Genomic DNA, 25,479 nt, shown 5'->3' on the forward strand with positions numbered 1-25,479 from the left:
CCGGAGCCGGGCCCGAGGCCGGCGGGTAGCCCGGAGCGGGAACGGGCGGCGGGCCCGACGCCGGGGCGTACCCCGGAGCCGGAGCGGGCGCCGGTCCCGGAGCGGGCGCCGGAGGCGGGCCTGATGCCGGGTGCTGATCCGGCGTCGTCGGCGGCGGCGTCGAGGGCGGACCCGGGGCCGGGGCCTGGGCCGGCGTCGACTCGTGGCGGGGTGGGGTCGGGTCGTCCGTGACCCAGCGTTGGGTCGCGGGGTCCCAGCGGGGGGAGTGCTCAGGGGGCACGGGTCAGCCTCCCAGGCTGGTCAGGAGCCCGGCCAGGGCGGTGGCGGCGCTGACCGAGTCGACGAGGGGAGCCCAGCGTTCCAGGGCTCCGCGGAGCCGGGGGACCAGGCCGGGCCGGATCTCCTCGGCGCCCTCCAGTCCCTCGGCGACCCCGTCCAGTTCGGCGTCGAGCGCCGCCCTGTCCGCACCGCGCGGCAGCCGTACGAGGGCCGCGCGCAGCTCCAGTACGGCGTCGAGGAGGGCCTGCGGCCCGATGGTGTCCGTCTCCGCCGCCCCGTGGTGCACGGTGTTGGTGTTGTCGCCGCCGCCGATGCTGAACGCGCTGCCGGTGACCCGGCCGATGCTGACCGCGGGCTGCGGCCCGGCCGCGCCGGCGCCCGCACCCCTGCCCGTACCCGTACCCGTAACGCCGTCCTCAGTTGCCACCGGTACTCCCCTTGATCTTGGTGCTGTTGGTGTTGTTGGCGCCGCCGACGCTGAAGGCGCTGTGGTTCACCGACTGGATGAACACCCCGCCCTCGGCGACGTTGACCGCGCGCTGCGCGAACTCCTCGGTGTGCCAGCCCGCTTCGTGCAGCGCGAGGACGACGCCCCCGACGACCCGGTCCTGGATGGTCTTCAGGAAGCGGTCGAGGTCCATCAGGTGGAACAGTGAGCCGTTGTCCTCGGAGGCCAGGTCGCGCACCGATACCCGCGGCCCCTCGGGCCGGGCCCCGCCGTGGCCGCCGGTGACGATCCGCCACCAGCTGGCCAGGCCCCGGCCCAGCGTGGCCGCCGAGGCCGCGAGGGAGCCGGGGGTGTGGCGCAGGGCCCAGACGGCCTTGCCGAAGGCGCTGTTGTTGCGGAAGCGCTGGGCGTCCGCATCGGCGTTGTGGAAGTCGGTCCGCACGGGCAGCAGCACGTGCGGGGCCACCTCCAGCATCACCATCCCGCCCTGCGTGTGGACCCGTACGAAGACGGTGACGACGAGGTTCTCGTCCCAGCCGCCCACCCGCACGCGCAGGAAGTGCCGGCGGCGCTCGCCGCCCTCCTCGATGGCGGCGGCCCGCTGTTCGCCGAACTGCCCGTGCACCACCTGCGCGGTGTCCCGGTGCGGCAGTCCGCCCGCGGGCAGGAACACGCATTCGTCCAGGACCAGTTCGCGCATCCGGTCGCCCACGGCGGCGGCCTGCTCCGGGGAGCCGTGCGGGGAGGGCACGCGCAGGCGTTCCAGCAGCGGCACGATCCGGGCCAGGATGTGGGCGTTGGTGACCGCGACCGGCTTGCGGTCGGGGCCGAGGTCCTCGCGCGGGCGCAGTTCCACGGACAGCTGCCAGGGCCGGAAGGGATCGCCCGCCCCGCAGAACGGGTCGTTGACGTCGTACATGATCATCGGCGCGTGCTGCTCGGCCCGGATGCGCTGGCGCACGCGCTGGAAGCGGGCCCCCTCGGCGGCTTCGGCCGGGTCGTTCGCGTGGTCGGCGTAGCGGCGGTCCGCGAGGTCGGTGGCGATCGTCCGGTAGACGTGTCCGCGCTGGAGCCCCACGACGGTGACCACTCCGGCGAAGACCGCCGGCAGCCACCACAGGACGGCGGTGCCCGCGACCGTCCCGCCCGCCGCGCCGAACGGCAGGAAGCTGCCGCCGCCCATCTCGTCCAGGGCGCTGAACAGCATCAATCCGCCGAAGCCGAGCACGAACAGGGCGAAGACCAGCGTCCACCAGGCGTAGATCCGCAGGATCACGGACAGGAACCGCAGCACCGGGACCTTCCGGGCGCGCAGCCAGTCGGCGAGGCTCAGCAGCAGGAAGGGCACGATCAGCGCGGCGAGGGCGCCGCCCGTGAGCAGGGAGCCGACGAACCAGGCCCCGAGGACTGCGGCGGCCCAGCCGAGTTCGGCGCGGCGGGCGCGCAGCGCGTGGGCGAGGACCCGGGAGGCGTCGTAGCCGTAGGAGGGGGCGACGATCCGTTCCTCGTGGACGTACAGCTCGTCGATGACCCGGTCGCGGTACCCGGCGTCGAGGTACGTACCCGCGCACAGGAAGCGGCCGGCCTCGCTGAGGGAGGGGTGGACCGGGGGGCGGCCCGCGGAGGGACCGGACCAACTGCCGCTGGACTGAGGGGGAATCGGGTTCTCGGTCACCGACCGACCCTAGGGTTCCCCACCATGCGGCGACAGAAAGATTCACGCCAAACGCCCCGGCCAGGTTTGGCCGGGGCGTTTCGGTGTTCACGCGGGTTGGTACCCGCTCGTACGGGGGCCTGCGCGGCCGGGCCGTACGCAAACGATCAGATCAGGCCGAGCTCGCGCACCGCGTCGCGCTCCTCGACGAGCTCCGCCACGGACGCGTCGATGCGCGCACGGGAGAACTCGTTGATGTCCAGGCCCTGGACGATCTCGTAGCGGCCGTCCTTGGTGGTGACCGGGAAGGAGGAGATGATGCCCTCCGGGACGCCGTAGGAGCCGTCCGACGGGATGCCCATGGAGGTCCAGTCGCCCGCGGCGGTGCCGTTGACCCAGGTGTGCACGTGGTCGATGGCGGCGTTGGCGGCCGAGGCGGCCGAGGACGCGCCGCGGGCCTCGATGATCGCCGCGCCGCGCTTGGCGACGGTCGGGATGAAGGTGTCGGCCAGCCAGGCCTGGTCGTTGACCAGCTCGGCGGCGTTCTTGCCGGCGATCTCCGCGTGGAAGATGTCCGGGTACTGGGTCGCCGAGTGGTTGCCCCAGATGGTGAGGCGCTTGATGTCGGAGACGGCGGCGCCGGTCTTGGCGGCCAGCTGCGAGATCGCGCGGTTGTGGTCCAGGCGGGTCATCGCGGTGAAGCGCTCGGCCGGTACGTCCGGGGCGGCGGCCTGCGCGATGAGCGCGTTGGTGTTGGCCGGGTTGCCCACGACCAGGACCTTGATGTCGTCCGCGGCGTTCGCGTTGATCGCGGCGCCCTGCGGCTTGAAGATGCCGCCGTTGGCGGAGAGCAGGTCACCGCGCTCCATGCCCTTGGTACGCGGGCGGGCGCCGACCAGCAGCGCGACGTTGGCACCCTCGAAGCCCTTGTTCGGGTCGTCGAAGATGTCGATGCCGGCGAGCAGCGGGAAGGCGCAGTCGTCGAGCTCCATGGCGGTGCCCTCGGCGGCCTTCATGCCCTGAGGGATCTCCAGAAGACGGAGCTTGACCGGCACATCCGCGCCGAGCAGGTGACCGGAGGCGATGCGGAAGAGCAGCGCGTAGCCGATCTGGCCGGCGGCGCCGGTGACGGTGACATTCACGGGAGTGCGGGTCATGGCCTTCTCCGTTAGACAGCTGGCGGTGGGGCGTCCCTGCCCCATGTGCTGGGAGGACGCCGCTCCGTGGCCCAGTAAATCTTGACGTGAAGAGACATCCGCCGTCAGGCTATCTGACCCTGGAGCACCCCGATCCCCCGCCCCGTGTAACGCGGGGCACACGGGGCCTCCCCAGGCGGTGTCCCGGGGGCTCCGGGAGGCTCAGCGGACCGTGAAGCGGACCGCGGTCTCCAGGAAGGGGATGTTCAGCCGCGGCTTGGGCTCCATGACCAGTGCGAGCAGCACGATCGCCACGCCCAGCAGGCCGTACGTGACCATGTCCGTGAAGCGGGAGCGCACCGCGAGCATGCCCACGGAGGGCAGCAGCCGGCGCATCACCGCACCCGCGATCAGCGCGACGCCGATCAGCAGGCAGCCTCCGCGCGGATGGCCCATCGCGGTGAGGAGCAGTCCGGCCGCCGTCGCGGCGAGGACGGCCAGCATCGGCCACTGGCGGGCCGGAGCCGGGGCGTCGCCGGGCGCGGCCCGGCCGCCGCCCTCGGGACGCGCGGTGTCCCGGGTGACGGAGGGGAAGCGGCGGGACCTGGGCCCTTCCGGCTCCTCGACGCCGACGGGCGCCGGCTCGCGCGCGGCCGGCTCACGCTCGGCCCGCGCGCGCTCGGCCTGCCCGCGCTCGGCATCCCCCCGCTCGGCCTGCCCGCGATCGGCCTGCCCCCGCCCGCCCTGCCCGTCTTCAGCCAGCACGGGGAACCGCCCGCTCGGCCGCCTCGACCACGTTGACGAGCAGCTGCGCGCGGGTCATCGGGCCGACGCCGCCGGGGTTCGGGGAGATCCAGCCGGCCACGTCCGCGACCCCGGGGTGTACGTCCCCGACGATCTTGCCGTTCTCGTCGCGGCTGACGCCGACGTCGAGCACGGCCGCGCCCGGCTTCACGTCCTCCGGCTTGACCAGGTGCGGCACGCCGGCCGCCGCCACGACGATGTCCGCCTGGCGCAGCAGTCCGGAGAGGTCGCGGGTACCGGTGTGGCACAGGGTCACGGTCGCGTTCTCGGACTTGCGGGTCAGCAGCAGGCCGATGGACCGGCCGACGGTGATTCCCCGGCCGAGGACGACCACGTGCGCGCCGTTGATCTCGACGCCGTGGTGGCGCAGCAGCTGGACGATCCCGTATGGGGTGCACGGCAGCGGGCCCGGCTCGTTCAGGACCAGCCTGCCGAGTGACATCGGGTGCAGGCCGTCGGCGTCCTTCGCCGGGTCCATGAGCTCCAGGACGCGGTTCGTGTCGATGCCCTTGGGGAGCGGAAGTTGCACGATGTAGCCGGTGCACTCCGGGTTGGCGTTCAGCTCGCGCACGACCTCCTCGATGTCCTCCTGGGAGGCCGTCGCGGGCAGTTCGCGCTGGAGGGAGGCGATGCCGACCTCGGCGCAGTCCTTGTGCTTGCCGTTGACGTACCAGCGGCTGCCCGGGTCGTCGCCGACCAGCAGGGTGCCGAGGCCGGGGGTGATGCCCCGGGCCTTGAGCGCCGCCACGCGGGCGGTCAGTTCGGACTTGATCGCGGCTGCGGTGGCCTTGCCGTCGAGAATCTGGGCAGTCATGGACCCATCCTCCCGGATGGAGCGGCCGCGGATCCAGTCGCGGCCCCCGTACGACCCCGTACGCCCCGCACGGGGGCGTACGACCGTACGACCTGTCCGGCTTCGTTCCGGCTTCGTTGCACTTGCACAACAAGTGCCGGGCGGACGGCGTCCCGGCTGGACAAGCCCGGTCCGGCCCGACGACGATGCGGGGAAAGTAGTGCCGCGGGCAGTGCCGGGGGGCGGGCCGCACGTCTTGCAGTGAATCCTCCGCGCGTGCCGTGCGTCCCCGCACTTCCACGGAGGAACACCCCACATGAGCTTCGGCGACCCGAACAACCCCTACGCGCAGCAGCCGCAGGGCGGCCAGCCTGCCTACGGCTACCCCCCGCAGGCCCCCCAGGGCATCCCGGCCCAGGGCAGCTACGCCTACCCGCAGGCCTACTCGGGCGTCCCCGGCTACCCGGGCTCGCCGATGCCGATGCCGGGCGGGGTCAAGGGGGCTCGGGTCATCCTCTGGATCCTCGGGATCCTCCAGGCCCTCGGCGGCGTGGCCGTGGTCATCATCGGGGCCGTGTTCGCCTCCGAGTTCACCGACTCCAGCTACTCGTCGAGCGACGCGGGCGCCGCCCTGAGCATCTTCTTCGTCATCATCGGCATCGTCGTCGTCGGCTTCTCGCTGTGGCCGATCCTGACCGCCGCCAAGCTGAGCAAGGGCCGCGGCGGCGTCCGGGTCTCCGGCATCATCTTCGGCTCGCTCCAGACCTTCTTCGCCCTCGCCAGCCTGGTCATCAACCTCGTGACGCTCAACGGCCTGCACGAGTCCGGCGGCGCCCCCCTGCTGCTCGCGTTGATCCCCGCCCTGATCTCGCTCGGCCTGGGCCTGTGGATCATCTTCGGCCTGGCCAACTCGGCCGCGGGCGAGTACTTCCGCCGCCCCCCGTACTGACCACGGGGCTCCGCACACGGCGAAGGCCGCGAACCGCACTGCTGCGCGTCGCGGCCTTCGCCGTGTGCCTACGGGATGAGGGATGCAGGAATCAGGGATCAGGAATCAGGGATCAGGGATCAGGCTCAGTGGAAGAAGTGGCGGGTCCCCGTGAGGTACATCGTCACGCCCGCCGCCTTCGCGGCCTCGATCACCAGCTCGTCGCGCATCGAACCGCCCGGCTGAACCACGGCCTTGATGCCGGCCGCCGTCAGGATCTCCAGCCCGTCCGCGAAGGGGAAGAAGGCGTCGGAGGCGGCGCACGAGCCCTGCGCGCGCTCGGCGCCCGCCCGCTCGACTGCCAGCTTCGCGGAGTCGACGCGGTTGACCTGGCCCATGCCGACGCCGACCGAGGCACCGTCCTTGGCGAGCAGGATCGCGTTGGACTTGACGGCGCGGCAGGCCTTCCACGCGAAGGCGAGGTCGGCGAGCTCGTCGGCGGAGAGGGCGTCGCCGGTGGCGAGCGTCCAGTTCGCCGGGTCGTCGCCCTCGGCCTGGACGAGGTCGCTCTGCTGGAGCAGCACGCCGCCGGAGATCGGCTTGAGCTCGGCCGGCTGGTGCGGGGTGCCCGCCACCTTCAGGACGCGGATGTTCTTCTTCTTCGCGAGGACCTCGACGGCGCCGGGCTCGAAGTCGGGGGCGACGATGACCTCGGTGAAGATCTCCGCGACCTGCTCGGCGAGCTCGACGCTCACCGGGCGGTTGACGGCGATGACCCCGCCGAAGGCGGAGACCGGGTCGCAGGCGTGCGCCTTGCGGTGGGCCTCGGCGACGTCCTTGCCCACCGCGATGCCGCACGGGTTGGCGTGCTTGATGATCGCGACGCAGGGCTCTTCGTGGTCGTAGGCGGCGCGGCGGGCCGCGTCGGTGTCCACGTAGTTGTTGTAGGACATCTCCTTGCCGTGCAGCTGCTCGGCGTTGGCGAGCCCGCCCGGCTGCCCGTCCGTGTACAGCGCGGCCGCCTGGTGCGGGTTCTCGCCGTAGCGGAGGGTGGACTTGCGCTCCCAGGCGCCGGCCAGGAACTCGGGGAGCACCGCCTCCGGCTCCGGGGCGTACGCGTTCGTGAACCAGGAGGCCACGGCGACGTCGTACGCGGCGGTGTGCTGGAAGGCCTCGGCCGCGAGCCGCTTGCGGGCGGTGAGGTCGAAACCGCCGCCCTGGGCGGCGGCGATCACGGCGTCGTAGCGCGCCGGGCTGGTGACCACGGCCACCGACGGGTGGTTCTTGGCGGCGGCGCGGACCATCGAGGGGCCGCCGATGTCGATCTGCTCCACGCACTCGTCCTCGGTCGCGCCCGACCGCACGGTCGCGAGGAACGGGTAGAGGTTGACGATCACCAGGTCGAAGGGCTCGACGCCCAGCTCGGCGAGCTGGTTGCGGTGGTCCTCCAGGCGCAGGTCGGCGAGGATGCCGGCGTGTACGCGCGGGTGCAGGGTCTTCACCCGGCCGTCCAGGCACTCGGGGAAGCCGGTCAGCTCCTCGACCTTGGTGACGGGCACCCCGGCGGCGGCGATCTTCGAGGCGGTGGAGCCGGTCGAGACGAGGGCGACACCCGCCTCGTGCAGACCGCGGGCCAGCTCTTCCAGGCCCGTCTTGTCGTACACGCTGATGAGCGCGCGCCGGATCGGGCGCTTCGACGCGGCGAGGTCCTCGCCCTCTGCGGTCACGGTCTCTACGGTCCCTGCGGCCTCTGCGGCGGTCACTGGATTGTTACCTTTCGTCCCTCGATGCGGTAGCCGTGCCGGGCCAGGCGCCCCACGACGTCGACGAGCAGCTCGCGCTCGACTTCCTTGATCCGCTCATGGAGAGCGGCTTCGTCCTCTTCGTCCCGGACCTCGACCACACCCTGGGCGATGATCGGACCGGTGTCCACGCCCGCGTCCACGAAGTGGACGGTGCAGCCGGTGACCTTCGCGCCGTAGGCGAGGGCGTCCCGTACGCCGTGGGCACCCGGGAAGGCCGGGAGGAGCGCGGGGTGGGTGTTGACGAACCGGCCGCCGAAGCGGCCGATGAACTCCGGCCCGACGATCTTCATGAACCCCGCCGACACCACGAGGTCCGGCGCGTGCGCGTCCGTGGCCCGCGTCAGGGCGGCGTCCCACTCCGCACGGGTCGCGTACGCCTTGACCGGGCACACGAAGGTGGGGATCCCGGCCTTCTCGGCGCGCTCCAGGCCGGCGATGTTCTCGCGGTCGGCTCCCACGGCGACGACTTCGGCGCCGAAGCCCTCGGGTCCGCCGGGGTGGGCGTCGATGGCGTCGAGCAGGGCCTGGAGGTTGGTGCCGGATCCGGAGACCAGCACGACCAGGCGGGAGGCGGCCATGGAAGGCCCTTTCTCGTCGAGCGGGGGCGCCTCCCGGCGTGACCGGGGGCGCGTCGTTCGTCTTGTGCGATCGCATGAAACTTGGGGTCCCCGAGATACGGGGGACCATACGAAGCCACCGACCGCCTGCAACGATACCGGCACACCGGACGGCCCCCGAGGGACGGGGGGACGGGCGGGCGGTAGCGTCTGGCGTACACGCCGCAAACAGGCCTCGGACGTCCCAGCGGGCGTCCACGACACAGGGGATGAAACACACCCGATGCCGGACCGCCCCCAGCCCGACCGCTCCACCGACGACAACCCCTTCGCGGCGCCCCCGGAAGGACGGCCCGACCAGCTCTGGGAGCCGCGCGCCGGCGGTGACGGCCGCGACCGGCAGGACCCAGGGTCGGGACCGGGCAAGGACCCCGGGTCGGGACCGGGCAAGGACCCCGGGTCGGGACCCGCGCGCTGGGATCCCACCGACCCGGTCCAGCGGCGGGCCCGGTACGCGCTGCTGGCCGGCATGTGGGGCTTCTTCTTCGGGGTCTTCGGCATCCCGTCGATGGGGCTGCTGCTCGGCGCGCTCGCCCTGTACTGGGGCATCAGCGCGCTGCGCGGGGTCCCGGCGAAGCCGTCCGGGGACGGGGCGCGGGTTGCCTCGGGCTCGACGGGGCCGCGCGCCTCGGCGGCGGACGTGGGTACGGGTACGGGCCGGGGCGCGGCCACGGACCCGGGTGCCGGCGTCGGCGCCGGTGCGGCGCCCGGAGCGGCCCGGGGCGGACTGGCGGCGATGGGCGCCGCCGCCCGGCCCCAGCGGACGGCGGCGACGAGCGGCCTGGTGACCGCTTCGCTGGCGATCCTGCTGGCCCTGTCCTCGTACGCGGTGCAGCTCACGTACAAGGACTTCTACGTCTGCAAGCAGGACGCCCTCACCAAGGCGGCCGAGCTGCAGTGCAACGACCTGCTGCCGGACAACTTCATCGGCGAGATGCTCGAGGTCAAGCGCTAGCTAGTCGATCCCAGCGGCCTCCGGCGCGGGCCGTGCCGGCCGACCGGGGTCCGTTTCCGGTCCCGCGTACGTTTCCGGTCCCGCGTACGTTGCCTCCGGCGGCTTCCGGCGGGTCAGTACGCGGGCTCCGCCCAGCGGCGGCAGGAGCGGGGCCGGGGGCCCCGGAAGCGGCGCCCCGGCCGCCGTCACGAGCGCTTCGGGCACGGGCGCGACCGCCCTTTCCGCCGGCGGCTCCGCGGGCAGCGCGGGGAGCGGGATCGGGGTCAGGTCCAGCTTGAGGCCGGGCATGACCAGCACGGGACGCTTCGGCGGTGCGGGCACCGGCCGGGCCCCTGCCTCCGGCCCCCCTTCCGAAACCCGGGCCGGGGACGGCTCGTCCCCCTCCGACGGCGTACTGGAGAAGTCCGGGATCAAGGTCCCCGCCGCACGGCGCAGGGCCGCCCAGCGGACTTCGCGGACGCCGCTGTCGTGCCAGTCGTCCCCGGAGCCCTCGCCGGCCAGGCCCCTCGCGGGCCGGTTGCGCCAGGCATGCACGGTGACGGCCAGCGGGACCGCGAGGACCAGGGTCCAGCCCAGGGCCGCCCCGCCCGTCTGCCACCACACGGGGCCGAAGGCGGCCAGCTCCCGGGAACCGAGCGGCCCCGCCGAAGCCGCGGTGAGGGCGGTCGTCAGCAGGGCGCACACCAGCGCGCCCAGCGCCGCCGTGAGCGCGGTCTCCCCGTACGAGACATCGCGCGGCCGGCGTACGGCGAACCAGCCCACTGCCAGCCCGGCCGCCACCGGCACCGCGCCGACGGCCCAGGTCAGCGGCGTGCCGGGCCCCTCCCCGGGCAGCGCCGCGAGCAGCGGGAAGCCCGGTAGCGCGGGCGATCCGCCGAAGCCGAGCGGGGTCGCGGCGGCTCCGGTGCCCAGCGCGAAGCCGGGGCCCAGGGCGTAGGCAGCACCCCAGACGACGGCGTTCGGGATCAGCGCGAGGGCGAGCAGCAGCACCGCGAAGCGGCCCGACCAGACCCCGGTCAGCGCCGCGAAGGAGCCCTGCACCTCCGCCCCGTGCCAGGCCAGCGAGGCGCCGACCAGCAGGGCTCCGCCGCCGAGGAGCACCAGCACCCCGCCGGCTCCGGCCCGCAGCGCCAGGGCGTAGCGGGGCCGGGTGAGCCGGCCGGGCAGCTGCCCGAGCGGCCTCCCCCGGGACTCCCAGACCCCGCCGGCGGCGGCCAGGGCGGCGACGGCCGGGAGGTGCCAGGCCGCGCTGAGGGGGTCGGCGGGCATCGGCCCGGCCGCGGCGTACACGACGGCGAGGGCGCCGACCCCGAGGTAGCCGCAGAGCACCGCGGAGAACACCACGCCCGCGGGCAGCGGCTCCGCGCCCCGGTCCTCCTGCGCGGCGCTGCCCAGCCGGGCGGCGCGCCGGATCAGCAGCGCGGGCAGGGCCACCAGGAGCAACGGGGTCAGGCCTACGGGGGCGGGCACCCCGGAGAGGGTCTCGTAACGGACGAGATCGGTCCCGTGGGCGAGCAGCCAGAGGCCCGCCGCGAGGTGCAGGGCGCCGCCGGGGCCGCTGTCGGGGTAGGGGGAGCTGATCCACAGCACGATGACGAGCACGGCGAGGAAGCCGAGCCCCAGCACCGCGGCGACGGCGCCCCCCACGACACACGCGGCGGCCGCCGGTGAACGGCGCCGTACGGGGGCCCGTGGGGGCGTGGGCAACGAGGTCCCGCGTTCGGTCACTTGGGTCACCCCGCCATGGTGCCAACGACACGCGCTATGGGCGGGTAACAGGCGAATGACCGTGGTGTCGCTCAATATACGTTTATGTACTTTTTCGGTCAGGGCGTCCGGGTCGCGGGGAGTGTGGCATGACACAAAGCGTCACGGAGCTGGGCCTCCCCACCCCGAAGGAACGCCGACGCCTGCGCGAAGCGGCCGACCTGACGTACGAAGAGGTCGCGGCGGCGGTGGGCGTCACCTCGAACACGGTCCGCTCCTGGGAGACCGGCCGCACCCACCCCCGGGGCCGGAAGCTGGAGGCCTACTCCAAGCTCCTGACCCGCCTGGCGGCCGACGCGTCCCGGAACCCCGCCCCCGCGGGCCCCACGGCCCAGGCCGAAGGCTCGACCTCCCAGGACGGCCGGGAGCGGGGGCCGGAGCGGGGGTCGGAGCGGGGGTCGGACCAGCGCTCGAACCGAGGCTCGGAGCGGGGATCGGACCAGGGCTCAAACCGAGGCACGGACCGGGCCTCGAACCGAGGCACGGAGCGGGGATCGGACCAGCGCTCGAACCGAGGCACGGACCGGGCCTCGAACCAGGCCTCGAACCGAGGCACGGACCGGGGATCGGCCCAAGGCTCGGACCGAGGCACGGACCAGGGTTCGGCCCAAGGCTCGGACCAGGGCTCGGACCGAGGCACGGACCGGGGATCGGCCCAAGGCTCGGACCGAGGCACGGACCAGGGTTCGGCCCAAGGCTCGGACCAGGGCTCGGACCGGCGCTCGGACCGGCGCTCGAACCCAGGCTCGGACCAGCGCACGGACCCAGGCTCGGACCAGCGCTCGGACCCGGAGCCCGCTGTCGCGGCGCGCCCTGACCGGGCCGAAGCTCCGGAAGCGGGCTCCGCCGCCGACCGCACGCAGGGCCGGACGGACAGCACCGGGACCCCGGCCGCCGCCGGTACGGCCAACCGGCCCATGCCGCGGCCCGCCCGGGCCAACGGCGTGGCCACGCCGCAGAGCGGCGCGAAGCCCGCCGGGGCGCCGGGAGCTTCCGCCGCCGCGTCCACCACCGGCGACTCCGCCGCAACCGGCCCCGCCGGGCCGGACACGGACGCGGCGTCAGCTCCGGATGCCACGCCCGGCGGCACGCCCGACAGCGCCGCCGAGGGCGCCGGGGCGCCGGGCTCGGACGCGGACCCGGCGGATGCCGCGGAGGCCTCCGAGGGCCGGTTCGGGCTGCGCATGATGCGCGGGCTCACCCGGCCCGTCGGTGCGCAGACCCGCCCCAAGGCCGCCGTGAAGCGCGCCGGGAAGCCCCCCGTCGGGATGCCCCGGCACGAGGCCAAGTCCCCGGTCAGGGCGGGAGCCGCCGCGGGCGGCAGCCACGGCGGAGGCGGCCGTGCGACCCTCCGCCCCGGCGGCCCCGCCCTCCCGGGCACGGCGACGGACACCGGTACGGGCACGCCCCCTGACACCGGCTCAGCCACCGGGCCGGGCTCAGAGCCGCGCTCAGGAAAGGCCGCCGGGCCGAACACCGGGCAGGGCAGGGGGAACCCCGCCGGACCGGACTCCGAAGCCGCCGCCCGGACGAGCACCACCGGGCCCGACTCCGGTGCGGCCACCGATCCGGACCCCGCGCCGGCCGCGGGGAAGGCCCCTGCACGGGACTCGGGTCCTGGCTCCGCGTCTGGCCCCGCGCCGGACTCCGCGTCTGACTCCGCGCCGGACTCCGCGTCTGGCTCCGCGTCTGGCTCCGCACCGGACTCCGCGCCTGACTCCGCGTCTTGCTCCGCACCGGAATCCGCGCCTAGCTCCAGGCCTGACTTCGCGTCTGGCCCCGCACGAAACTCGCCGCCTGACTCCGCGTCGGCCGGCAAGGCCACCGCACCGGCGGAGCCCGGGGAAGCCGCCGCCAAGGCGGGCGCCCGGGCCGCGGAGGCCGGCACCGCCCCCGGTGCCGACCCCGACACCGACCCCGGCGAGGACGCGCCGAAGGTCACGCCGGCCTCCGCCTTCGACGCCCTCTACGACCGCACCGCCCCCGCCCTGGCCCGCCAGGCCTACCTCCTCACCGGCCGCCACGCCCTCGCCTGCGAAGCCGTGGAGCGCGCCTTCCAGCAGGCGTGGGACCGCTGGCCCGAGGTCGCCACCGACCCCGATCCGGTCGGGTGGGTGCGCGCGGCCACGTACGAGTACGCGCTCTCCCCCTGGCACCGGTTCCGCCGGTCCCACCGGCACCCCGAAGAGCCCCCGGCCGACCCCGCGGACCGCGTCCTCCTGGACGCGATGCTCGAGCTGCCCCCGGCACACCGCCGCACCGTGCTGCTCTACGACGGCGTCGGGCTGGACCTCCCCGACACCGCCGCCGAGACCGAGGCGTCCACGCCGACCGCGGGCAGCCGGCTCGTCAACGCGCACGCCGACCTCGCCGACGTGCTCCCCGAACTGGACGGCGTAGCGCCCGCGAAGCAGTCCGCGGTGCTGCGCGAACGGCTCGGCACGCTGAGACCGCCCGGGCGGCTGGAGCCGCGCGCGGCAGCCGCCGTACGGCTGTCCGGCGAGCACCGGACCCGGCTGTGGACGCGTGCGGTGGTCGGGGTGTCCGCGGTCATCGCCGCGGCGACGGCCTACACCTGGGTGACCGCTCCGACCGAGTACGAACCCCCGCGCGCCCCCGGCGCGAGCGTGTCGGGCGTACCCCCGCACAGCGGCCCGCAGCAGCTCACGGACGAGGGCCGCCAGCTCCACGACAAGCTGCTGTCCGATCCCTCGGCCGGCCCCTCCCGGATCTCGCCGAGCCTCGAATAGCGGCGCGTCAGACGTCACCCGCGCACTCGCGGACCCGCGCACTCACGTACTCGCGGACTCGCGGACTCGCGGACTCGCGGACGAAAATGGGCGTGGCCCGCACCCCTCACAGGGTGCGGGCCACGCCCGTCTGCACGTACAGCCGAAGGCGGCTGCTGCTCCTACTACTTCTGCGCGGCGTTCAGGATCTCGCGCGCCAGCTTCGCGGTCTCGGTCGGCGTCTTGCCGACCTTCACGCCCGCGGCCTCCAGGGCTTCCTTCTTGGCCTGTGCGGTGCCAGAAGAACCGGAGACGATCGCACCGGCGTGACCCATGGTCTTGCCCTCGGGGGCGGTGAAGCCCGCGACGTAGCCGACGACCGGCTTGGTGACGTTCTTCGCGATGAAGTCCGCCGCACGCTCCTCGGCGTCGCCGCCGATCTCGCCGATCATGACGATCAGGTCGGTGTCGGGGTCCGCCTCGAACGCCTCCAGGGCGTCGATGTGCGTGGTGCCGATGACCGGGTCGCCACCGATGCCGACGGCGGAGGAGAAGCCGATGTCACGGAGCTCGTACATCATCTGGTAGGTCAGCGTGCCCGACTTGGACACGAGACCGATGCGGCCGGGCTTGGTGATGTCGCCCGGGATGATGCCGGCGTTGGACTGGCCGGGGGTGATCAGACCCGGGCAGTTCGGGCCGATGATCCGCGTCTTGTTGCCCTTGCTGGAGGCGTACGACCAGAAGGCGGCGGAGTCGTGCACCGCGATGCCCTCGGTGATGACGACGGCCAGCGGGATCTCGGCGTCGATCGCCTCGACCACGGCGGACTTGGCGAACGCCGGCGGGACGAAGAGGACGGAGACGTTGGCGCCCGTCTTCTCCATCGCCTCGGCGACGGAGCCGAAGACCGGGACCTCGGTGCCGTCGAAGTCGACGGTCGTGCCGGCCTTGCGCGGGTTCACGCCGCCGACGATGTTGGTGCCGTCAGCCAGCATCAGCTTGGTGTGCTTCATGCCCGTGGCACCGGTCATGCCCTGGACGATGACCTTGCTGTCCTTGTTGAGGAAGATAGCCATGTGAGTCTGTGACCTCTGCCCTTACTTCGCAGCCGCGAGCTCGGCGGCCTTGTCGGCCGCGCCGTCCATGGTGTCCACGCGCTGAACCAGCGGGTGGTTGGCGTCCGAGAGGATCTTGCGACCCAGCTCGGCGTTGTTGCCGTCGAGACGGACGACGAGCGGCTTGGTGACCGCCTCGCCCTTCTCCTCCAGCAGGGCCAGCGCCTGGACGATGCCGTTGGCGACCTCGTCACACGCGGTGATGCCACCGAAGACGTTGACGAACACGGACTTGACGTCCGGGTCGCCGAGGATGATCTCGAGACCGTTGGCCATGACGGCGGCGGAGGCGCCACCGCCGATGTCCAGGAAGTTGGCGGGCTTGACGCCGCCGCCGTTCACCGACTTGTACGCCTCGCCGGCGTACGCGACGACGTCGAGGGTGCTCATGACGAGACCCGCGCCGTTGCCGATGATGCCGACCTCGCCGTCGAGCTTCACGTAGTTGAGGTTCTTCGCCTTGGCGGCGGCCTCGAGCGGGTTCGCGGCGGCGTGGTCCACGAACTCCTCGTGGCCCGGCTGGCGGAACTCGGCGTTCTCGTCGAGCGAGACCTTGCCGTCGAGCGCGATGACGTCGCCGTTGGCGACCTTCGCGAGCGGGTTGACCTCGACGAGGAGCGCGTCCTCGGCGATGAAGGTCGCCCACAGGGTCACGAGGACCTCGGCGACCTTCTCGGCGACCTCGGCCGGGAACTTCGCCAGCTCGACGATCTCGCGGGCCTTCTCGATGGTCACGCCCTCGTTGGCGTTCACCGGGACCTTGGCGAGCTTCTCCGGGGTCTCCTCGGCGACCTGCTCGATGTCCATGCCGCCCGCGACCGAGGCCATGGCCAGGAAGGTGCGGTTGGTGCGGTCGAGGAGGTACGAGACGTAGTACTCCTCCAGGATCTCCGGAGCGGTCTCGGCGATCATCACCTTGTGGACCGTGTGGCCCTTGATGTCCATCCCGAGGATGTCCGTCGCACGGGCGACGGCCTCGTCCGGGGTGGCGGCGAGCTTCACGCCGCCGGCCTTGCCGCGGCCGCCGACCTTCACCTGCGCCTTGACGACCGACTTGCCACCCATGCGCTCGGTGGCCTCGCGGGCTGCCTCAGGCGTGTCGATGACTTCACCGGCCAGCACCGGTACACCGTGCTTGGCGAAGAGGTCCCTCGCCTGGTACTCGAACAGGTCCACGCGCGTCCGTCCCTTGTCTTTTTTAAAGATTCGCAGTGATTCGCGGTTGTCTGCTATCTGCGTGGGCGTGCCGCGGAGGGCAACGTGACGGCGCTGTCACAAGGAAGGCGCACACGGTGACCGTGGACGCGGCATGTCCGTCCCGCAGGTTATCCCCGTGGGACGTAGGTCCCTAAATCGCAGATCACACCTGAGCGGTGATACCTGTCACAGATCGCCTCACGGTTGAACTGCGTCTTCGTGCGATCCGCCGATGATCCACCACGACGGGGCCTCCCTCACGGCCTCCCCCACGGACCCCCGCACGGCGGTACGGGGGAGGCGCACGGGCGGTACGAGGGAGGCGCACGGGCGGTACGAGGGAGGCGCACGGGCGGCCCGCGGGCGGATTGTGCCGGCGCTCTCCCGGTCACGGGACGGGCAGGGGCCGCTTCTCCAGCGCCGCGGCCATCACCTCCGGGAACAGGTCGGGAGTGCAGGCGAAGGCCGGGGCGCCGAGCGCGGCGAGGGCGGCGAGGGCGGCGGCATGGTCCCGGTCGTAGGCGGGCGCGCCCTCGTCGGACAGCGCGAGCAGCGTCACGAACTCCACCCCCGCCGCCTTCATCGCGGCGACCCGCTTCAGCATCTCGTCGCGGATGCCGCCCTCGTAGAGATCACTGATGAGGACGACGACGGTGTCGGCGGGACGGGTGATCTTCGACTGGCAGTAGGCGAGCGCACGGTTGATGTCGGTGCCGCCGCCGAGCTGGGTACCGAAGAGCACGTCGACGGGATCGTCGAGCTGGTCGGTCAGATCGACCACCGCGGTGTCGAAGACGACCAGCCGGGTCGCAATCGAACGCATCGAGGCCAGCACCGCCCCGAAGACGGAGGCGTAGACGACGGACGCCGCCATCGAACCCGACTGGTCGATGCACAGCACGACCTCCTTCTTCACCGCCCGCGAGGCGCGGCCGTACCCGACGAGCCGCTCGGGAACGACGGTCCGGTACTCGGGCAGGTAGTTCTTCAGGTTCGCCCGTATGGTCCGGTCCCAGTCGATGTCCGCGTGCCGCGGCCGGCTGATCCGCGCGGACCGGTCGAGCGCCCCTGTCAGCGTGGCCCGCGTCCGGCTCGCGAGCCGCTTCTCCAGCTGCTCGACCACCTTGCGGACGACCGCCCGGGCGGTCTCCCGGGTGGTCTCGGGCATGGCCTTGTTGAGGGAGAGCAGCGTGCCGACGAGGTGTACGTCCGGCTCCACCGCCTCCAGCATCTCGGGCTCCAGCAGCAGCGCGGACAGCCCGAGCCGCTGGATCGCGTCCCGCTGCATGACCTGCACCACCGAGGTGGGGAAGTAGGTCCGGATGTCCCCGAGCCAGCGCGCCACCCGGGGCGCGGACCCCCCGAGCCCGGCCGACCGCTCCCCCGCCCCCCGCTTGCGCCCGCCGCCATCAGCCCCGTAGAGCGCCCCGAGCGCGGCGTCCATCCCGGCATCCGCACCCCCCAGCGCACACCCGGTCCCGTCCCCCTCTCCCCCACCGAGCACCATCCGCCACCGCCGCAACCGCTCCGCGCCGCCGTCACTCACTTCCGTACCAGCCATCTGCGCACCTCCCGCTCTCGAAGCCATCCCGAAGCAATACCGACCACCACCGCCGGCCCCGCGCAGGCCGCCGCCGGCCACATCAAGCCCCTCCACCCGGAACCCAGCCCCGCCGGCGTTTGTGGAGCGGGGGTCCGGGGGCCGGCCCCCGGGAAGGGCGCCGCACCCGGCAACGGGTCCGGGCAGAACCCGGCTGGGGGTCCCCCCGGACGGAGCCTGGGGGATGGACGAAGGGCGGGTAGGGGACTCGGCGCCACGCAGCGGCCCACCGCAGCCCGGCCCGCCCGGTCCGGCCCGGTCCGGCCCAATGCAGTCCCCGCGCTCGGCCCCGGGCCACGGCGGCCCCGCCCCACCAGGGCCCGATGAGCCAAGGCCCGATGGGCCAAGGCCCGATCAGCCCCGAGCCCCCGCCAGCAACAGGTGGACCAGGTCCACCACCGCGTCCGCCCGCACCGGGTCCAGATCGGGGCCGAAGCCGGCCGCCGCCGCACCGGATCCCGGCCCGGCGGCGGACGCCCCCGCCCCACCCGGCCCACGGCGGACCAGCTCCCCCAGCGTCCGCCGCACCCCCGCCTCGTACCCACCGAAGGTCCTCCGCAGCAACGGCAGCACATCGATGAACGCCCGCTCCGGCACCGACACCAGCCAGCCGTCGATCAGCCCCAGCAGCCGCTCGTCGTGCACGAGCAGCGTGCCGCCGCCCGAGCCCCCGCCCGCGAACCCCTCGATCCAGCCCGCCGCGTCGGCCGGCGCGCACGCCGGGGACAGCGAGAGTCCCATCAGCCGCGCGGTCTCCCCGGGCGGCAGCCGCCCGTCGTCGAGCAGCAGCCGCGCCGCCCGCCCGCGTATCAGCCCGGGGACGGTGTCCCGCCCGGCCAGCGTCCGCAGCACCGCCGCCCAGCGCTCGCGCAGGCCGTCCGCGTCCAGCACCTCCAGCAGCCCGATCGCGCCGTGCACGCCGTCCACGTGCCCCCGCAGCTCCTGCGCCGCGTCGGCGTCCAGCCCCGCCGCGCAGGCGGGCGGCAGGGCCACGCATATCCGCTCCGCGAGCCCGGCCGCCACCGTCCCCAGCGCCGTCGCGTCGGTGCCCCGTACGTCCCCGTAGCGCAGCGAACGGGCCAGCGCGGGCAGGGCCTTGGCCAGGCCCGCCACATCGGTGTCCAGCGCGGCCCGGTCGGCGAGGGCCCGCAGGACGGCGGGCAGTGCCCCGGAGAGCCCGGCCAGCAGGCACCACTCCGCCAGGGCGGTGACCTCGCCCAGCTCCCCGGCGCCCGCCGCGTCGGCCTCGGCCCTGGCGGTGGCCGCCCCGAGGACGGTGGTCCCCCAGATGCCGGCTTCGGCGACCCGCACCGCGAGTTCCGGTTCCCAGCGCAGCCGCCAGGTCTCGCGGAAGGTGCCCGTGCTCCCCCGGGAGGCCGTCGGGACGCCCCAGTCGATGCCGAGCAGCCGCAGCCGGTGCAGCAGCAGGGACTTGGCCGCGTCGGTGTCCTTGCGCAGGTCGAGCTCCAGCTCCCGGTCCTGCGCCTCGGGCTTGATCCGCAGCGAGCGCTGCTGCCGGGTCAGGTCGCGCTGGAGCGGTACGACAGGGGCCGCGTCGGGGACTTCGCCGAGCACGTCCCCGACGACGAGCCGGTCCTCGATGAGCGCGAGCGGTATGTCGGATCCGTCGCACATCACGGCCCGGACCGCTTCCAGGGTCTCCGTGAGCCCCGGTACCGGCCGGCCCCGCATGGCGGCCAGGGTGTCGGCGAGCCGGACCGCTTCGATGACGTGGGCCGGGGACACGTGCCGGTCCTCCTCCCGGAGCAGGCCCGCGACCTTGGTCAGCCAGCGCTCGACGGGCCGGTCCCGGGCCGCGAAGAGGTGCGCGTACCAGCCGGGCGAGGTGATGCCGGCGCCGTACCCCCCGGCCCGGGCGAGGCGCCGGTGGGTCCAGGGCACCCAGGTGGTCTCCACCCTGACCTTGGGCAGCCCGGTGAGGAGCGCCTTGTCCGCGGCCGCGGTGGTCTTCGCCCGCAGGGCCGGGACGTGCCAGGCTCCGCAGACCACGGCGTAGTCGTCGCCGAACTCCCGGCGCGCGGCCCGCATCCGCTGCCGCATGTACGCCTCGCGCACCAGGTCCCGGTGGTGGCCGCCCGCGCCGTACTCCTCGCGCAGGGCGCCCATGGCCTCCCCCACCGCCTCGAACACGCCCAGCGGGTCGGCCGCCGGCCCGGCCCCGCCCCGGTGCTCGACCACGTCCTCCCACCACCGCTCGGGGTCCTCATACCCGGCGGTCTCCGCCAGCACGGCCAGCGGGTCCAGCCGCACGGCCCCGGGCGCCGCCCCGCGCCCTCCTCCGGCCCCTTCCCCGCGCCCCTCTCCGGACCCTTCCCCGGCCCGGTCCCCGGCCCCTTCCCCAGCGCCTTCCCCTGCCCCGTCCCCTCCCCCACCCCCGCCCTCTGCCTCGGCCTCTCCCCCGTCCCCGCTCTCCGGCACGGCCAGGGAGTGCGCGGCCGGGAGGTCGATGAACCGGACCGGTACCTCCCGCTCCTGCGCCCACCGGATGGCGGCCCATTCCGGGGAGAAGCCGGCCAGCGGCCAGAACGCGGCCCGGCCGGGATCGTCGGCCGCGTGGGCGAGGAGCGCGACGGGCGGCCGCATCCCCGGGTCCGCGGCCAGGGGGAGCAGGGCGTCCCCCTCCGGCGGGCCCTCGATCAGCACCGCCGCTGGCCGGGCCGCGTCCAGGGCGGCCCGCACCGCACGGGCGGAGCCGGGCCCGTGGTGCCGTACGCCCAGCAGCAGCGGACCCTTGCCCGGCGTGCCCGGGGTCATGCCGTCACCTCCCGGCAGGCCCGGTAGAAGTCCTTCCAGCCGTCGCGCTCGCGGACCACTGCCTCCAGGTACTCCTGCCAGACGACCTGGTCGGCGGCCGGGTCCCGGACGACGGCCCCGAGGATCCCCGCGGCCACGTCGGAGGGACGCAGGACGCCGTCCCCGAAATGGGCCGCCAGGGCGAGGCCGCCCGTGACCACGGAGATGGCCTCGGCGGTGGACAGGGTGCCGCTGGGCGACTTGACCTTCGTACGTCCGTCGACGGTGACTCCGCCGCGCAGCTCGCGGAAGACGGTGACCACGCGCCGGATCTCCTCGAGCCCCTCCGGGGCGGCGGGCAGATCGAGGGCACGGCCCATCTGGTCGACGCGGCGGGCGACGATGTCGACCTCGGCGTCGGCGGTGGCGGGCAGCGGCAGGACGACGGTGTTGAAGCGCCGGCGCAGCGCGCTGGAGAGCTCGTTGACCCCGCGGTCGCGGTCGTTGGCGGTGGCGATGAGGTTGAAGCCGCGCACGGCCTGCACCTCCTGGCCGAGCTCCGGTATCGGGAGGGTCTTCTCGGACAGGACGGTGATGAGGGTGTCCTGGACGTCGGCGGGGATCCGGGTGAGCTCCTCGACTCGGGCGGTCATGCCCTCGGCCATGGCCCGCATGACCGGGCTCGGTACGAGTGCTTCGCGGCTCGGGCCGTGGGCGAGGAGACGGGCGTAGTTCCAGCCGTAGCGGATGGCCTCCTCCGGGGTGCCGGCGGTGCCCTGGACGAGGAGGGTGGAGTCTCCGCTGACGGCCGCGGCGAGGTGCTCGGACACCCAGGTCTTGGCGGTGCCGGGCACTCCGAGGAGCAGCAGCGCGCGGTCGGTGGCAAGGGTCGTGATGGCGACTTCGACGATCCGGCGCGGGCCGACGTACTTGGGCGTGATGACGGTGCCGTCTTCGAGCGTGCCGCCCTGCAGGTAGGTCGCCACGGCCCACGGGGAGAGTTTCCAGCGGGCCGGACGGGGCCGGTCGTCGGCGGCCGCCAGGGCTTTCAGTTCGTGTGCGAAGGCGTCTTCGGCGTGCGGTCGCAGCGCCTCTGCGGTGGTCTCGTTCCCGGTCGTGGCCATGGTCCCCCTCCAATGCTCCGCAGCCGCTCGACGACTGCTGGAACCACGATGCACCCGACCACTGACAACGCCCCCTGACTGATGTGTTGTTGCAGGTCAGAGCGATTGTCAGTGGGGGTCTCTACGGTGGAGCACATGACTGAGCAGGGGGTTCGCTGGACGGCGGAACAGGTACTGGCTCTGGCTCCTGACGACGCCTCACGCAAGGCGGGGGCCAGACTCGGCGGCGCGGGGCCGTGGTCACAAACCGGAGGTTCCGCTTCCGGCGCGGTGTGGGGGTTGTGCAAGGGCAGCGGCAGCAAGCCGTACCGGACGGTCGTCGACCTGTCCGGGCCGGCGTACAAGTGCTCCTGCCCGAGCCGGAAGTTCCCGTGCAAGCACGCACTCGGCCTACTGCTGCTCTGGGCCGCGGAGGGGCTCGACGACTCGGCCGGCACCTCGGCCGGATCCTCGGCCGACACCTCGGCCGAGGCTCCGGACTGGGCGGACGAGTGGCTCGCGGAGCGGGCGGCGAAGGCCGCGCGCCCCGCCGCCGGCCGCTCGGACCGGGCCGGGCCGGCCGACGCCGAAGGGGCCCGCAAGCGGGCCGAGCGGCGGGCGGCCCGGATCGGCGCGGGCGTCACCGAGCTGGAACAGCGGCTCGCGGACCTGGTGCGCGGCGGCCTCGCCGGTCAGGAGCGGGCGGGATACGCGGCCTGGGAGGAGACCGCCGCCCGGATGGTCGACGCCCAGGCACCCGGGCTAGCGGCGCGGGTACGGGAGTTGGGGACGATACCCAGTTGCGGCACCGGCTGGCCCGCCCGGATGCTGGAGGAGGCCGCGCTGCTGCACCTGCTGGACCGGGCCTGGCTGGGCGTTTCCGGATTGCCGGAGCCGCTGGCCGCGACGGTCCGCAGCCGTCTGGGACTGCAGCCCCGGACGGAGGGCGAGGCCGTACGGGACCACTGGCTGGTGTTGGCCCAGTACGACACGCCGTCGCCGGACGGCCGTCTCATCACCCGCCGGACATGGCTGCGCGGGCAGGCGAGCGGGCGGCCGGCTCTGGTCCTGGACTTCGGCCCGCCCGGGCGACCGCCGGGGCTGGCGCTGCCGGTCGGGTTGGTGCTGGAGGCGGAAGCCCGCTTCCGGCCCGGCTCCGCGGGGCTGCGCGCGGACCTCGGGGAGAGGTTCGGGCCGGCCGCACCGTGCCGGACCGCGCCGACCGGCGTGAGCACGGCCGCGGCACTCGAGGCGTACGGCACGGCACTGCGCGAGGACCCCTGGCTGGAGTCCTGGCCGGTGGTGCTCGGGCCGGTGGTGCCGATACCGGGAGGTCAACAGGGGAGACACCGAGGGGGACACCAGGAAGGAGCACAGGGAGATCAGCGGGGAGAGCAACAGGACGCGGCGACATGGCAATTGGCGGACGCGGAGGGGACGTCCGCCCTGCCCGTGCCGCTGACCGGGGCCGGGAGCCGGCCCGGGACCGGGCTGTGGCAGCTGGCCGCACTCTCGGGGGGCGGCCCGTTGACGGTGTTCGGCGAATGCGGACACCGCGGATTCACCCCGCTGACGGCCTGGCGGCCGGACTCCTCGGAGCCGGTGGTGCTGGGCTGAGCGGGCGGCAGGGGAAGGCGGCGGCGCGGGGGCGCCGACGTATTCGAAACGAGTGAGCCGGGGGGCTTTCGTGGACGACAACCACGCCAGTTGAGGCCATGGGCACGGCCGTCTGTCCGTGCCACAGGAAATCGAGCTGCTCCGGTCCCGCGGAGGGGGCGGGACCGGAGCACGGCACGCGAGGAAACGAGGGAGGGGAACCGGTGAACACGACCACGACCACGACGGACGGACCGGCCTACGCGGACGGGAGCTGGGACGATCTGGTGGGCGCCGCACTGCTGGGTACCGAGCGGCGCCGGGGCAGTCCCGGCGCCCTGCTCGGGGCCGCGGCCGTACAGACGGTACGGCGCCGGGCCGGGCTGAGACCCGCCGAGGCGGGGCCCCGGCCCGAGCCCGCGCCGCACGACCCGCGTCCGGAGCCGCCGGAGCCGGCCCGGCGGCGGCTCGCGCAGCTGCTGGCGGGCCGGGCCGGAGCGGGCAGCGGCAGCGGGCGGCGGGGGGCCGCCCCCGACCTGACGGAGCTGCTGCCCCAGTGGCTGGCCGCCGCCGGACAGCACGGGTACCGGGCGCCGGCCGCGCTGGTGCCCGCGCTGCTGGACCTGGCCCGGGCCCGTAGCGACCTCCGCCCGCAGGCGCTGGCCCTGACCGGACCCCGCGGGTTGTGGCTGGCCCGGCTCAATCCGGACTGGCGGTTCGCGCTGCGCGGGGGATCCGGGGGCGCCGGCGAACTGCCCGACGCCGAGGACCCGGTGGCGGTGGAGCGGCTGTGGCAGGAGGGACTGTTCGCGGAGCGGGTCGCGCTGCTCGGTCTCGTACGGGCCCACGAGGCGGCCGCCGGACCACGGCTGCTGGAGACCACGTGGAGCACCGAACGGGCCGAGGACCGGCTGATGTTCCTCGACTCCTTGCGTGTGGGGCTGTCGGCGGGCGACGAGCCGTTCCTGGAGGCGGCGCTGGGCGACCGCAGCCGCAATGTCCGGGCGACCGCCGCCGAGCTGCTGTCCGCACTGCCGACCTCGGCGCTGGCCGGGCGGATGGCGGAGCGCGCGCTGGCCTGCGTGGGCCCGGAGGGGGTGACGCCGCCCACGGAGTGCGATGCGGGGATGCTGCGCGACGGCGTGGTCAAACGGCCGCCGGCCGGTCGCGGGGAGCGGGCCTGGTGGCTGGGGCAGCTGGTGGAGTCGGCGCCGCTGTCGTGCTGGCGGGAACGGTTCGGTGGACTCGGCCCGGCGGAGATCGTGGCCCTGCCGGTGGCCGAGGGCTGGGCGGAGGAACTCCACGCCGCCTGGTGCCGGGCCGCGGTCCGCCAGGGCGACCCCGCGTGGTCGCAGGCCCTGCTCGGCTCGGCGTCCGCACCACCCGCGGCGGGCCCGGCGACGGCGTCGCTGGCGGAGCGGGCCAAGCTCCTGTCGACCCTCGGGGAGGAGGAACGAGCCGCCTGGGTGGCGGAGTTCATACGTACACACGGGCTGTCGGAGGCGTTCCAACTGCTCGGGGTGTGCGTGGTGCCGTGGGCGGGGGCGCTGGGGAGAGCGGTGATCGAGGCACTGGACTCCGCACGGGAGGCGGGCGGCTACCCGTGGAGCTTCAGCGGAGTCATGGGACTGGCCGAGCGGTGCCTTGATCCTGCGGAGGCGGGGCGGCTCGATGCGCTGACGGCGGAGCCGGTGGAGGAGGGCGGTGCGGCGGCCTACTGGTCGGAAGCCTTCCAACGCCTGGTAGCCACCCTGCACCTACGCGCCGCACTCCACGCGGAACTAGCCCCACCCCACTAACTCCCGGCCCCACGGCCGCCACCACCCGCACCGCAGCGCGGCCCGAAGCCCCCCACTGCGCCCATTGCCGCCGCGCGGGGCGAAGCTCCCGCAGCGCCCGTTGCCGCTGCGCGGGGCGAAGTTCCCCTACCCGCCCTTCCACCGTTCCCCGGGCTCCGCCCCAGACCCCGGTCCTCAAACGCCGGACCGGCTGAAAGGGCGGGGTCGGCGGGGGCTGCGGCCCGGGGTCGGGGACGGGGGCGGGGTGGGGTGTTGGCCGGGACGTAAAGCGTGATTTGTGGCGCACCACTCCGGATCACTGTCGAAGCAGAGGACAGGGCGCCTAAATCATGCAGTCCAGGCCGACACCCCACCCCGCCCCCGGCACCGACCCCCCACCCGCAGCCACCGAGCCCCG

The 25,479-nt window shown here is 74.1% G+C and carries 18 protein-coding genes; 5 read left to right on the plus strand and 13 right to left on the minus strand.

All coding sequences use genetic code 11. The features are described 5' to 3' along the window. Positions 1–283: 283 nt before the first annotated feature. The 5 genes from ACIQV3_RS27050 to ACIQV3_RS27070 form a co-directional block, all read right to left on the minus strand. On the minus strand, positions 284–706 hold the full coding sequence (locus ACIQV3_RS27050; protein WP_403716131.1) for a hypothetical protein: 423 nt from the start codon (positions 704–706) through the stop codon (positions 284–286). Next, entirely contained in the window at positions 696–2,402 is a 1,707-nt protein-coding gene (locus ACIQV3_RS27055; protein WP_403716133.1) for a hypothetical protein, read from the minus strand. Before ACIQV3_RS27055 ends, ACIQV3_RS27050 begins: the two co-directional genes overlap by 11 nt. A 146-nt stretch (positions 2,403–2,548) precedes the next feature. Then, a complete protein-coding gene (locus ACIQV3_RS27060) occupies positions 2,549–3,538 on the minus strand; it encodes a malate dehydrogenase (RefSeq protein ID WP_403716135.1) in 990 nt (329 codons plus the stop codon). A gap of 201 nt (positions 3,539–3,739) precedes the next feature. Beyond that, entirely contained in the window at positions 3,740–4,282 is a 543-nt protein-coding gene (locus ACIQV3_RS27065) for a DUF3017 domain-containing protein (protein WP_403716137.1), read from the minus strand. Then, a complete protein-coding gene (locus tag ACIQV3_RS27070) occupies positions 4,272–5,135 on the minus strand; it encodes a bifunctional methylenetetrahydrofolate dehydrogenase/methenyltetrahydrofolate cyclohydrolase (protein WP_254382492.1) in 864 nt (287 codons plus the stop codon). Before ACIQV3_RS27070 ends, ACIQV3_RS27065 begins: the two co-directional genes overlap by 11 nt. A gap of 295 nt (positions 5,136–5,430) precedes the next feature. Here ACIQV3_RS27070 and ACIQV3_RS27075 point away from each other — a divergent pair, with 295 nt between their 5' ends. Next, positions 5,431–6,063, plus strand: coding sequence for a hypothetical protein (locus ACIQV3_RS27075; protein ID WP_403716139.1), 633 nt, complete (start codon positions 5,431–5,433; stop codon positions 6,061–6,063). Positions 6,064–6,188: 125 nt separating this feature from the next. On the opposite strand, the gene purH is transcribed toward ACIQV3_RS27075, so the two are convergent. Next, complete coding sequence (purH, locus tag ACIQV3_RS27080) at positions 6,189–7,769, minus strand: bifunctional phosphoribosylaminoimidazolecarboxamide formyltransferase/IMP cyclohydrolase (RefSeq protein ID WP_403716142.1); 1,581 nt, start codon at positions 7,767–7,769, stop codon at positions 6,189–6,191. Between the two features lie 32 nt (positions 7,770–7,801). Continuing rightward, a complete protein-coding gene (gene purN / locus ACIQV3_RS27085) occupies positions 7,802–8,425 on the minus strand; it encodes a phosphoribosylglycinamide formyltransferase (RefSeq protein WP_403716147.1) in 624 nt (207 codons plus the stop codon). Between the two features lie 262 nt (positions 8,426–8,687). On the opposite strand from purN, the gene ACIQV3_RS27090 reads away from it, so the two are divergent. Beyond that, the gene (locus tag ACIQV3_RS27090) at positions 8,688–9,419 is read left to right on the plus strand and encodes a hypothetical protein (RefSeq protein WP_403716148.1); all 732 of its coding nucleotides are present in this window, start codon (positions 8,688–8,690) and stop codon (positions 9,417–9,419) included. On the opposite strand, the gene ACIQV3_RS27095 is transcribed toward ACIQV3_RS27090, so the two are convergent. Next, entirely contained in the window at positions 9,420–11,156 is a 1,737-nt protein-coding gene (locus ACIQV3_RS27095) for a DUF6350 family protein (RefSeq protein WP_403716151.1), read from the minus strand. A 119-nt stretch (positions 11,157–11,275) separates the two neighbouring features. Between ACIQV3_RS27095 and ACIQV3_RS27100 the strand changes: the two genes are divergently transcribed. Next, the gene (locus ACIQV3_RS27100) at positions 11,276–13,936 is read left to right on the plus strand and encodes a helix-turn-helix domain-containing protein (protein WP_403716154.1); all 2,661 of its coding nucleotides are present in this window, start codon (positions 11,276–11,278) and stop codon (positions 13,934–13,936) included. 164 nt (positions 13,937–14,100) lie between these two features. Here the strand turns inward: ACIQV3_RS27100 and sucD are convergent, their stop codons facing one another. The 5 genes from sucD to ACIQV3_RS27125 form a co-directional block, all read right to left on the minus strand. Next, entirely contained in the window at positions 14,101–14,994 is an 894-nt protein-coding gene (gene sucD / locus ACIQV3_RS27105; RefSeq protein ID WP_327305020.1) for a succinate--CoA ligase subunit alpha, read from the minus strand. Between the two features lie 21 nt (positions 14,995–15,015). Further along, complete coding sequence (gene sucC / locus ACIQV3_RS27110) at positions 15,016–16,209, minus strand: ADP-forming succinate--CoA ligase subunit beta (RefSeq protein ID WP_403716159.1); 1,194 nt, start codon at positions 16,207–16,209, stop codon at positions 15,016–15,018. A gap of 409 nt (positions 16,210–16,618) precedes the next feature. Continuing rightward, entirely contained in the window at positions 16,619–17,791 is a 1,173-nt protein-coding gene (locus tag ACIQV3_RS27115) for a VWA domain-containing protein (RefSeq protein ID WP_403716161.1), read from the minus strand. A 393-nt stretch (positions 17,792–18,184) separates the two neighbouring features. Continuing rightward, the gene (locus tag ACIQV3_RS27120; protein ID WP_403716163.1) at positions 18,185–20,605 is read right to left on the minus strand and encodes a DUF5682 family protein; all 2,421 of its coding nucleotides are present in this window, start codon (positions 20,603–20,605) and stop codon (positions 18,185–18,187) included. Further along, positions 20,602–21,708, minus strand: coding sequence for an AAA family ATPase (locus ACIQV3_RS27125; RefSeq protein ID WP_403716165.1), 1,107 nt, complete (start codon positions 21,706–21,708; stop codon positions 20,602–20,604). Before ACIQV3_RS27125 ends, ACIQV3_RS27120 begins: the two co-directional genes overlap by 4 nt. Before the next feature lie 135 nt (positions 21,709–21,843). Here ACIQV3_RS27125 and ACIQV3_RS27130 point away from each other — a divergent pair, with 135 nt between their 5' ends. After that, positions 21,844–23,304 (plus strand): SWIM zinc finger family protein, encoded by a 1,461-nt coding sequence (locus ACIQV3_RS27130; protein WP_403716167.1) that lies wholly within the window; start codon positions 21,844–21,846, stop codon positions 23,302–23,304. Positions 23,305–23,507: 203 nt separating this feature from the next. Next, positions 23,508–25,082 (plus strand): DUF5691 domain-containing protein, encoded by a 1,575-nt coding sequence (locus ACIQV3_RS27135; protein WP_403716169.1) that lies wholly within the window; start codon positions 23,508–23,510, stop codon positions 25,080–25,082. Positions 25,083–25,479 lie beyond the last annotated feature (397 nt).

This window comes from Streptomyces sp. NPDC099050 (assembly GCF_044759865.1).
In the GTDB taxonomy this organism is placed as follows: domain Bacteria; phylum Actinomycetota; class Actinomycetes; order Streptomycetales; family Streptomycetaceae; genus Streptomyces.